Genomic DNA, 10,598 nt, shown 5'->3' on the forward strand with positions numbered 1-10,598 from the left:
CTCCCGACGACCTGACGTTGATCAGCGTGCTCAAAGCGAGCGGCGGGCGTGAACCCCGATGCCGTGCACACCTTCGTCGCCGCTTTCGTCGCCGCTGCGGACGCGGGCCGGTTCCAGGACGCCGCCGTCGACGGCTAGCCGAAGATGAACACCTCGTGCGCCTTGCCGCTGCAGGGGCGCTGGATGAGTTGGACGCCCGGATCGGTGCTGCCTTCGAGGACACCGATGCAGTACGCGGCACCCGGGACCGAGCGGAGTCGGAAGCCGCCCGTGGCCGGTTCGAGGGTGAACCTCTGGTCGGTCCGGCTCGCGTCGCAGTTGTCCCCGGCCAGGAGGACGTCGCTGTCGGTGCCGCCGTAGTCCATGGTGGCGCAGCCGATGCCGTACTGCGCGTTGTGCAGCTTGATGAGGTAGCTGCCGTCGCCTTGGCGCACCAGTTCGGTGGGCGGGGTGGCGGTGGCGCAGTTGTGCTGGCCCAGAACGATTTTGTTCTGGTCGGTGAACATCTGCGGGCCTTCGCCGATGCAGAAACCGGTGTGTGCCACGCGGATCGGCTGGACGCCGTTCCTCGGGCTGCCGGGTGCCGGTTGGGGCGCGGGGGCCGGTGCCGGTGCTGCGGTGGTCGTCGTGGTGGGTGCTTGTGGTGGCGGGGCTTTCGGCGACTCGGCGGGTGGGGTCGTCGTGGTGGGCACCGAGGACGACTGGTCGGTGGTCGTCGGTGCGGGGGACGGCTCGGTCGTGGTCGCGCTCGTGGTGGGTGCGGCGGCGTTCTGGCCGGCCGGAAGTCCGTCGGTGAGCACGACCGCCAGCGCGATCGCCGCCACCGCGACCACGGCACCCACCACCATCAGCCGGCGTCGGGTGCGGGACGCGGTGGGGGCGCCGAATGCGGCGGGGTCCGGGGATGGGGTGGCGGCGGGTGCGGTGGGTGCGGTGGGTGCGGTGGGTGGTGGCGCCGGGGATGTGGTGGGTACGGCCGGTGGAGGTTCGGCGGGTAGTGCGGCGGACTCGCCACGCTCGGCGGCGGTCGGGGCTGCGGGCACGGCAGGCGCGGCGGCGGCCGGGGTTGTGGACTCAGCGGCGGCCGGGGCTGCGGGCACGGCAGGCGCGGCGGCGGCCGGGGTTGTGGACTCAGCGGCGGCCGGGGCTGCGGGCACGGCAGGGTCAGCGGCCGGAGGTGTGGGCTCGGCGGCGGGTGCGGGGGTGCCCTCGGCCGGTGTGGGCAGCGGCGGCGGGGACACGAGCGGGGTGGTTGGTGGGGCTGTGTCGGCGGGGTTCAGCGAGGCGACGGCCAGGTCGGCTCTGATGGCGGTCCAGGCTTGGACTGTGCGGTCGTCGCCGCCGCACGCGCGGATGAACGCGGCCAGCAGGTGTTCACGCGGCAACGTGTTGCGGGACAGGGCGGTGCTCAGCGTGGACGCCGGCAGGACATCTCCCACCCGCGCCGCACGCCGTTCCAGCTGCCGGAAGCTCAACCCGGTGCGGACCCGCACTGCGCGCAGGGCCGCGGTGAACTCGGCGGCGTCCCGGACCTCCGGCGGTGCCAAGCCTTCCACTGCGATTCCTCCCCCAAGGCCGGCCGACAGCATCGCACAACGGCTCGAGCCGTGTGGCGACACAGTAGGTACTCGGTTTGTTCGTCCAGCTCAGCCGCCCGCTGCAGATCCGCACGGCGCGCCAGGCGTGACACCGCGTCCACCTAGTGCGGGATGAGGTCTTCGACGGCTCGGTGCAGCGTCTCGCGGACCACGGCGGGGTCGTCGAGTTCCCCGCCCTGCAAGGCGCCGTCGCGCAGCAGCACGAGCACGCGGGCGGCGTGGTCGGGGTCCGGGTGGCCCAGTTCGGCGGCGAGGTCGCGGAGCACCCCGAGGAACCACGTGCGGTGGTCGTCGATCACCGCACGCACCGGGTGGTCCGAGTCCGGGTACTCGGCGGCGGCGTTGATGAACTGGCAACCCCGGAAGTCGTCCGCGCACGTCGCGTCGCCGATCACGGACATGACGGCGATCAGGGCCTCCCGCGGCGTCTTGTCCTCGCGGGCCCGGCCAATGGCCTCGCGGATGGCCTCGCTCGCCGTCTTGAGGTAGGCGGCGACCAGGTCGTCCTTGCCGGGGAAGTGCCGGTAGAACGTCGCCCTGGTCACCGCGGCCTCGCTCACCAGGCGATCCACCCCCACGGCGTGGATGCCTTCGGCGTAGAACAGGCGCGACGCCGTGCGCAGCAACCGGTCCTTCGGGTGGGCTTCCCGGGCACTCCTCACGCCCCAAGCTTAGAGAAAGACCAGTCGTTCTGCATCGTTGCGCTCGTCACCTTGCCCCCGAAGGGAGAACGACTAGTCTCTCCACTAGAAAGACCGATCGTTCTCCCTAGTGAGGTTGAAGATGAGCAGCAAGAACCCGACCGTCGTCCTCGTCCACGGCGCGTTCGCCGACTCGTCCAGCTGGAACGGCGTGGTGGCCCTGCTCCAAGACCGGGGCTACGAGGTCGTCGCGGTGTCGAACCCGCTGCGCGGTGTCGACAGCGACGCGGCCTACGTCGCCTCCGTCGCCAAGGCCGTGGACGGCCCGGTCGTGCTGGTCGGCCACTCCTACGGCGGCGTGCTGATCAGCCGGGCTGCGCAGGAGCTGCCGAACGTGGACGCGCTGGTCTACATCGCGGCGTTCCAGCCGGACACCGGTGACAGCGCGCTGGGGCTCGCGACCCGCTTCCCGGGTGCCAAGCTGGGCCCGGACACCACCGCGGTGCTCGTGCACGACGGCGAGCCGGAGCTGCGGATCAAGTCGGAGGACTTCCGCGACGTCTTCGCCGGTGACCTGCCCGCGGACACGACCCGGGTGATGGCGGCGACCCAGCGCCCGGTCACCGAGAAGGCCCTCACCACGGGCCTGTCGGGTGAGCCCGCGTGGCGCAGGCTGCCGTCCTGGGCGCTGGTGGCCACACAGGACAACGCCATCCCGGCGCAGGCGCAGGAGTTCATGGCCGAGCGCGCGGGGTCGAAGACCGTCCGCGTCGACGCGTCCCACGCGGTCGCGGTGTCCAACCCGGACGCCGTCGCGGACCTGATCCTCGAGGCCGCGAAGGCCACCGCCTGACCACTCCTCCGCGGGGTGCCGCCACGGGCACCCCGCAGTCGGTCAGGAGCCGACACCCATGCGCATGTGTAATCGCCGCAGGTATTGGACCTGTCATGTTCGGCGACCATACGGTCGAGGTGCCGACGGATTCCCTACTCCGGATGGAATTCGTGGCCTCTCAACCAGGAGTGAGCATGACGACGGAAGACCCTGCAGGCGTGTCCCGAGCCGATGTGCTGCGCGGTTTCGGGATGACCGCGGTGGGAGTGGCGGCAGGCTCCCTGCTCGGCTCCGGCACCGCGACCGCCGCCCCCGGCACCCGGGACCACCCGAACGTCAAGCTGATCAAGGACTACTACGCGGCCTACGCGACGGGTGACCCGAACGAGCTGCGCCGGTTCTTCGCCGACGACATCCGGTGGACGATCCCCGGCCACCACCCGCTGTCGGGCACCAAGACCGGCGTCGAGGAAGTGCTGGCGTTCTTCACCGAACTGGCCAAGGCGGGCTTCCGCGCCGAGCCGATCGCGCTGGCCCCGGACGGCGACTGGGTCATCGACCTGCACCGCGGCTGGAGCACCAACCCGGAGGGTCTGGACATCACCTGGGCGCTGGCGTTCAAGATCCGGGCGCGGCGGATCGTCGAGGCGATCAACTTCGCCGCCGACCAGCACGCGGCCGACCGGTTCTTCTGGCAGACCTACGAGCTGGGCCCGATCCCGGACCGCCTGAACCGGCGCTGACGTCGTGGTCGCGCGGGCAGCTCACCCCTGCCCGCGCGACCAGGTCTCCGGGTCCGCGGTGGTCTGCACGCCGGTGGCCAGGTCCTTGACCTCGTGCGGCCTGCCGTCCTCGAACGGCGGGAACCACACGAACGGGATGCCCTTGCGGGAGGCGTACCGGACCTGCTTGGCCAGCTTGTCCTCCTGGTGGTACAGCTCGACGTTGAAACCGCGTTCCCGCAACGCCTTCGCCGTTCCGGTGGCTCGCTGACGCCCGTCCTTCGGCAGCACCACGAGAACATCGGTCGGCGTGCTCGGTCCGGTGTCGAGCAGCCCGGCGGAGAGCACCTTGGCGAAGATCCGGGTCAGCCCGATCGACATGCCGACACCCGGCAGGCTGCGGCGGATGAACGACCCGGCCAGGTTCTCGTACCGGCCGCCCGAGCAGATGGCGCCGTACTCGGGCCAGTCCACGAAGTTCCCCTCGTAGACCGTGCCGGTGTAGTAGTCCAGGCCGCGTGCGATGGAGAAGTCGGCGACGACCTCGGGCAGGTCGGACAGCTCCCGGAGCACGAAGTCCAGCTCTTCGAGGCCTTCTTCGAGCAGGCCCGACGTGATCCCGAGCTTCCGCACCGCCTCCACTCCACCGCGCAGCCGCGCCAACTCCAGCACGGCCTCGACCTGCTCCGGCTTCAGCCGGTCGACCAACAGGTCCGCCACCCCGTCGACACCGATCTTGCCGATCTTGTCCACGGCGCGGATGACGTCGAGCGGGTCCGCGATGCCCAGGCCCTCGTAGAAGCCCTGCAGCACCTTGCGGTTGTTGACGTTGATGGTCCACGCGGGCAGGTCGAGCGAGGTCAGCACCTCGTGGATGATGCGCGGCAGCTCGGCGTCGAAGTGCAACGGCACCTCGTCCACGTTGATCACGTCGATATCGCACTGGGTGAACTCGCGGAACCGCCCGTCCTGCGGCCGTTCACCACGCCACACGCGCTGCACCTGGTACCGCTTGAACGGGAAGACCAGCTCGTTGAAGTGCTGCGCCGCGTACCGCGCGAACGGCACGGTGAGGTCGAAGTGCAGCCCGAGCTGCCCCTCCTCCGAGCCCTGCGCCCGCCCGAGCGTGTAGACCTCGTTCGAGGTCTCCCCCTTGGCCAGCAACACCTCCACCCGCTCCACCGCGGGCGTCTCGACCGAGCAGAACCCGTACCGCTCGAACGCCGCCCGGATGCCGTCCAGCCAGCGCAGTTCGACCATGCGCACATGCGGCAGCCACTCGGGGAAGCCGCTGACGGGCACGGGCCGCACCACGGGCTGATCGCTCATGACCAGAAGTCCACCGGAAACCGGTCGCACGCGCCAACAGCTTTTCCGTCGACCGGCCGCCACTGTGGCGCTCGACTGAGCCGAAATCTCCAAGAAACGCGGGTGCGCCCACGGGCACAGTCGTCGGTGGGCCGGCCGGCGACCAGCTTCGCGACCTGGGTGCGGGACCACGTGGCCGCGTTCCGACAAAAAGATCGCCCGCCGACTCGGGAGTCGGCGGGCGATCTCGGACAACGGGAGATCAGCGCAGCGAAGTGACGATCCGGTCCACGGCCGCACCCAGCTTGGCGTACTTCTCGGTGTACAGCACCGGGAAGACGCCGGGCGGGTCGGCGGGACGGTAGGTGTCGACGTAGTCGGTGCCCAGGTTGGAGAACGCGACCACGATGTAGTTGCGCTTCTCCTTGCCCGGCAAGGACTTCACGATGCCCGCGTCGCTACCGGTGGTGTCGACCCAGCCGGTCTTGTGCCCGTAGGTCACCTCGGCGGACTCGTTGCACGGCCGCACGTCGCTGTCGTACACGGCGTCACCGACCTTGACCGTGCCGTCGGGCTGGATCCAGCGCTGCGGCGTGACCTGCGGGATGCCCTGGACCGGGTAGTCGCGCCCGCACCAGTTGGTGGTGGACAGCATCTCGTTGTGGCCCTGGTCGCCCAGCGACTTGAGGAACTGGCCGCGCGAGGCCGCGCTCAGCTCGTTGCGGGTGACCGCCTTGCCCGCGTCGGTCGTCCACAGCGTGCCGTAGCCGCCGTTGACCAGCAGGAGCAGCTTCGCGGTGTCGATGCTGCTCATGTTCGAGCCGATCCACCGGCCGCCGTTGCCCGGGTTGGTGCCGGTCACCATCAGCGTCGGCATGCCGAGGTCGACGAACATCTGGTTGACCTGGTCCCACGCGCCCAGGTCGTGGATCATCTTGATCAGCGCGCAGGTCGACTCGTTCTGCGACTTGGTGATCATCTCGTCGAAGTGCTGCCGGATCACCTTGCTGGACGCGCCGCCGCACGCCGGGTTGATCGTCACCGGCTGGTAGTCGTAGACGGCGTCGAGGTTCACCCGACCCGCGTCGGCCAGCCGCAGCACGCCGAAGCCCACCATCAGCTTGAGCACCGAGGCCGGGTACGGCGAGGAGAAGTCGATCGGCGCGTTCTCCCGGCCGGCGAGCACGTCACGGGTGCCCTTGCCGCCGTTGACGTCCCACTCGGTGTCGTCCCACCACCGGTAGCGCACCTGGTCGGTGGCCAGCTTCCGCTTGTTCAGCGGCACCACGACGCCGTTCGGGTACTGCGGGCTGAGCAGCACGTCGGCCATCGCGATCGGCCGGCCGTAGCCGTCCAGCTCGATCACCGCGAGGTCCATGTTCGGCATCTGGTGGATCGGCCGGCCGGCGGCGGCGCTCGACGAGGCCGACAGCTCGGCGGCCATCTCCTCGGCGGGCACCGAGTCGTACTTCTCCGGCGCGCCGGCACGGGACGTGCCCGCCCGGGACGTGCCCGCTCGACCTGACGCCGTCACCTGCTCCGGCGGCGTCAGGTCGATGACGTCCTTGAAGTCCTGCGCGACCACGGCCTGCCGCAGCGCCTCGGCGAGGCGGGCGCTCACGTTGTCGCCCGCACTCGCGGTCGACACCGTGGTCATGGCGCCGACCAGTGTCGTCGCCCCGACCAGAGCGGTGGCGGTCAGCAGCCTGCGTCGGAAAGATCTCATAGAGTTCCCCCAGAAGTGGATCTGTCTGCGCCGCCGACCGTAGTGCATTGGTGGCGAATGGGTGACGTAGGCCGCTGGAATTCAGGTATTAGCGGAACGTCGTCAGAAACTGGTCGCGGAACGTGTTCATCGGGCTGACCGGCGCCTGCGGGCCCGGCTTGAGACCGTCCGACCAGCCCCAGGCGGCGGTCCGGGCCGGCACGGCCGGGTCGCGGGCCACGATGGTGATCGGCACGTCCTTGCTCGCGTCCGCGCCCGTCACGAACTGCGCGGGCTGGTGGTCGCCCAGGAAGACCAGCACGAGGTTGTCGTCGCCGTAGGTCTCGACGTAGGACACGAGGGTGTTGATCGAGTACTCGATCGACCTGGCGTAGTCGTCCCGCACCACCGAGGGGTCACGGCCGAAGATGTCTTCCATCGGGGCCTCGCCCGACTTCATCGAGTTGTACACCGAGCCGTCGCCGACTTCGTCCCAGTCGACCGCCGACGCCTGGGGCGACCACGGCGCGTGGCTGGACAGCAACGGGATCGCGGCCATCACGGGGGCGTGTTCGGCGTCGCGCTCGTTGCGCTGGAACATCGACATCGTGTACTGGTCGGGCATGGTCGTGTAGCCGAACCGGGGACCCCGGTAGCCGAGGTCGTCGAACCCGTAGATCCGGTTGTAGTCGAAGAACTCGCCCTCCGGCCAGGTCTTGACGATGCCCGGCATGACGCCGACCGAACGCCAGCCCGCGCGCCGGAACGCACCGCCCAGCGTCAACCGGTCGCTGGCCAGCAGGGTGCGGTAGCGCTGCTGGTTGTCGATCCACAGCCCGGACAGCAGGGTGGCCTGGGCGAGCCAACTGCCGCCGCCCGCCGTCGGCGAGGTGAGGAACGCGCTGCGCGAGGCGTACCCGGCCGCGGCCAGCCGCCGGGTGCCCTCGTCGAGCACCGCGCCCACTTTCGGCGCCATGTCGGGGTGCTCCACCGCGGAACGGCCGTAGCTCTCCACGAACGCCACGACGACGTCCTTGCCGCGCAAGGCGGTCAGCATCTGGTCGGCCGAGGTGTCGCGGAACGCGTCCACAGCCGACTCAACCGCGAATTGCTCCTGGTCACGCAGACCCGCCCGCACCTGACGGGCGTGGTCGTAGACGAACTCCGCCGTGCTGTGCGACGCGATCGGCACACCGGGCGCGACTTGCAGACCCGGTGCGGCAACCGAGATCCACACGACCGCGAGCACCGCGACCACCCGCGTGACGACGGGCCGGTGGCGACCCACCACTCCGGTCAGCCGCACCGCGGACCCCGTCATCAGGAACACCACCACGACCGCCAGCAACACGGCCGACACCACCGCCGCGATCGCCGCGAACCGGCCCGAGGTCACGTCCACGTAGTCCACCGCGGGCGTCAGCAACGGCCAGTCGAGGACCAGGTCGAACGGCCGGTCGACCACCTCCTCGAAGCCGATGTCCAGCACCTTCACCACGAGCAGGACCCCGAGCCCGACCCCGCCGACCACCGCGACGACGCGTCGTGGCCGTTCGGGCAGCACGAGCACCAGCACCACGGCGAGCAGCCCCTCCACCGGGATGCGCAGGAACTCGGCGACCGCGAACCGGTCGTAGTCCCTGGGGAGTACCAGCGCGAACAACACGAACAGAGCAGCCAGGACGGTCAGGACAGTCGCCACGACCCGGCGGACACGATGATCCACAACACCCTCGGCCATGCAAGTCCTCCGCGATCGTGCCAACCCCTATGAGTAGAACGCGTGCACACCTGCCGACGGTTCAGGGGTCGGTACGGTAGTCGCGTGAACCGTCCACACGTCCTGCTCAGCGTCGCCGTCAGCGTGGACGGCTACATCGACGACCGTGGCGACGAGCGGTTCCCGTTGTCGAACGCCGAGGACTTCGACCACGTCGACCGGGTGCGCGCGGAGTCGGGTGCGATCCTGGTCGGCGCCGCGACGATCCGGCGGGACAACCCGCGGCTGCTCGTCAACAGCGCGGAACGACGTGCCGCACGGGTCGCCGAAGGACGTCCGGAGTACCCGTTGAAGGTCACCGTGACCAGCAGCGGCGACCTCGACCCGGCGCTCAAGTTCTGGCACCACGGCGGCGACAAGCTCGTCTACACGACGGATTCCGGGCGTGCGCGTGCCTCTGGCGCGGTCGGTCACCTGGCGGAGGTCGTGTGCCTCGGGCCGGTCATCGACTTCGGCGCGTTGCTGGACGACCTCGGTGAGCGCGGTGTGGACCGGCTCATGGTGGAGGGCGGCGGCACGATCCACACCGCGTTCCTGTCCGCCGGGCTGGCCGACGAGATCCGGATGGCCGTCGCGCCGATGCTGATCGGCCAGGCCAACGCGCCGCGGTTCGTCAACCCGGCCGAGTTCCCGGGCGGCCCGGCCCACCGCTTCCACCTCGAAGAGGTCACCAAACTGGGTGACGTCGCCGTGCTGCGCTACTTCCCGAAGGTCTGAAGCAGGGCTCGAACGGTGTCGCGGCGGAACCACGCGACCACGGCCGCCAGCGCGAGCAGGATCGCGGGCAACATCGCGCCGTCCGTGTCGCCCAGGATGACCAGCTCCGTGCCGACCGCACCGGCCATCACGCCCACCAGGCCCAACCCGGCGAGCCCGCACAGGCGCGGGACGAGCAGGCCGAGCGCGCCCGCCAGTTCCAGCACACCGGTGACGTACCGCAGCCACTGCCCGAACCCGATCTTGTCGAACTTGCCCACGAAGTCGTCGCCGAGCAGCGATACCCCGCTGTAGACGAAATACGCGGCCAGCAGCAGCTGCAACGCCCACAGCACGACGTTCCCGACGGTGCGCACGACACTCGTTCGTGTGGGACCGGACACAGCCATCACTTGACTCCTTGAACCGAGACGGAGGCGTTGCGCCACAGCCACACGATGTCACGTCCGAACGACCAGATGAGCGAGGCCAGCGCGAGTCCGACCAGCACACCGGCGTACGGCACCAGCCCGGACGCGGCGACGACGAGCACGATCCCCTGCACGGCGGCGACTGCCTTGCGCGCGTAGCTGGGCGGCAGAGCGCCCCGCAGCCAGTCCAGCCCCCAGGAAGCCGCGACGAACGCGTACCGCAGGGCGCCCATCACCAGCACCCACGGCCCGAACGACAAGGCGACGTGCACGCTGAGCACCAGGATCAGGAACGCGTCGACCTCCATGTCGAACCGCGCGCCCATCGGTGACGAGGTGCCGGTGCGGCGGGCGACCTGGCCGTCCACGAAGTCCAGCGCGAGGGCGACGGAGGCGAACACGACGAGGACAGCCGTCTCACCCGCCCTGTCCGCCACCAACGCTGTGACACCGCCGACCAGCAAACCTCTGGCGAGCGTGACGCGGTCGGCGGGCCCGAGCAGACCGCGCGCGGACCGCTGCACCGCGCCGCTCAGCAACGCCTGGGTCGCGACCGCGTAGGCAATACCCGCAAGCCAGCCCATCACGCCGAGCCCGACCGTGCTCTCCAGCACGCCGAGCAAGATCACTTGGATGCCGGCCCAAGCGGCAGGTTCTGCGTTGAATTGCGCCGCCTTCGGCGTCGCGGGCGAGGTCACCCGACTGTGATCGATTGCGACGCTCCGCGTCGGGCCGGTCGTTCGCGCCTGATCCCGCGACGATCGAAAAGCGTGATCGCCGCGGGATGAGTCGCGAACGACCGACGCGACCCCGCGCACGGCCGGAGTGGTGCTGTGCTGAAGTGTGGTCATCGTGCCCCTCGTCGGCGGTGGGCCCCGGTTG

The 10,598-nt window shown here is 70.1% G+C and carries 10 protein-coding genes; 3 read left to right on the top strand and 7 right to left on the bottom strand.

The features are described from left to right. Positions 1-134: 134 nt before the first annotated feature. Positions 135-1,556 (bottom strand): helix-turn-helix domain-containing protein, encoded by a 1,422-nt coding sequence (locus FM051_RS22790; protein WP_158846576.1) that lies wholly within the window; start codon positions 1,554-1,556, stop codon positions 135-137. A gap of 143 nt (positions 1,557-1,699) precedes the next feature. Next, positions 1,700-2,260, bottom strand: coding sequence for a TetR/AcrR family transcriptional regulator (locus FM051_RS22795; RefSeq protein ID WP_158846578.1), 561 nt, complete (start codon positions 2,258-2,260; stop codon positions 1,700-1,702). A 121-nt stretch (positions 2,261-2,381) separates the two neighbouring features. On the opposite strand from FM051_RS22795, the gene FM051_RS22800 reads away from it, so the two are divergent. Next, positions 2,382-3,092, top strand: a complete 711-nt coding sequence (locus FM051_RS22800) for an alpha/beta fold hydrolase (RefSeq protein ID WP_158846580.1) — start codon at positions 2,382-2,384, stop codon at positions 3,090-3,092. Positions 3,093-3,268: 176 nt separating this feature from the next. Further along, the gene (locus FM051_RS22805) at positions 3,269-3,817 is read left to right on the top strand and encodes a nuclear transport factor 2 family protein (protein ID WP_158846582.1); all 549 of its coding nucleotides are present in this window, start codon (positions 3,269-3,271) and stop codon (positions 3,815-3,817) included. Between the two features lie 21 nt (positions 3,818-3,838). On the opposite strand, the gene hisS is transcribed toward FM051_RS22805, so the two are convergent. The 3 genes from hisS to FM051_RS22820 all read right to left on the bottom strand — a co-directional run bounded on the left by hisS (position 3,839) and on the right by FM051_RS22820 (position 8,511). Next, positions 3,839-5,125: a histidine--tRNA ligase gene (gene hisS, locus FM051_RS22810; RefSeq protein ID WP_158846583.1), complete on the bottom strand. Its 1,287-nt coding sequence runs from the start codon at positions 5,123-5,125 to the stop codon at positions 3,839-3,841. A 241-nt stretch (positions 5,126-5,366) separates the two neighbouring features. Continuing rightward, positions 5,367-6,830: a serine hydrolase gene (locus FM051_RS22815; RefSeq protein WP_158846585.1), complete on the bottom strand. Its 1,464-nt coding sequence runs from the start codon at positions 6,828-6,830 to the stop codon at positions 5,367-5,369. An 88-nt stretch (positions 6,831-6,918) separates the two neighbouring features. Next, positions 6,919-8,511 (bottom strand): sulfatase-like hydrolase/transferase, encoded by a 1,593-nt coding sequence (locus FM051_RS22820; RefSeq protein WP_238412578.1) that lies wholly within the window; start codon positions 8,509-8,511, stop codon positions 6,919-6,921. A 123-nt stretch (positions 8,512-8,634) separates the two neighbouring features. Between FM051_RS22820 and FM051_RS22825 the strand changes: the two genes are divergently transcribed. Next, positions 8,635-9,306: a RibD family protein gene (locus tag FM051_RS22825; protein ID WP_158846589.1), complete on the top strand. Its 672-nt coding sequence runs from the start codon at positions 8,635-8,637 to the stop codon at positions 9,304-9,306. On the opposite strand, the gene FM051_RS22830 is transcribed toward FM051_RS22825, so the two are convergent. After that, a complete protein-coding gene (locus FM051_RS22830; protein WP_238412579.1) occupies positions 9,288-9,662 on the bottom strand; it encodes a DoxX family protein in 375 nt (124 codons plus the stop codon). The genes FM051_RS22825 and FM051_RS22830 overlap by 19 nt on opposite strands. Positions 9,663-9,694: 32 nt before the next feature. Beyond that, positions 9,695-10,330 (bottom strand): CDP-alcohol phosphatidyltransferase family protein, encoded by a 636-nt coding sequence (locus FM051_RS22835; protein ID WP_338019492.1) that lies wholly within the window; start codon positions 10,328-10,330, stop codon positions 9,695-9,697. Positions 10,331-10,598: the final 268 nt, after the last annotated feature.

Source organism: Saccharothrix deserti (genome assembly GCF_009769385.1).
GTDB lineage: Bacteria > Actinomycetota > Actinomycetes > Mycobacteriales > Pseudonocardiaceae > Actinosynnema > Actinosynnema deserti.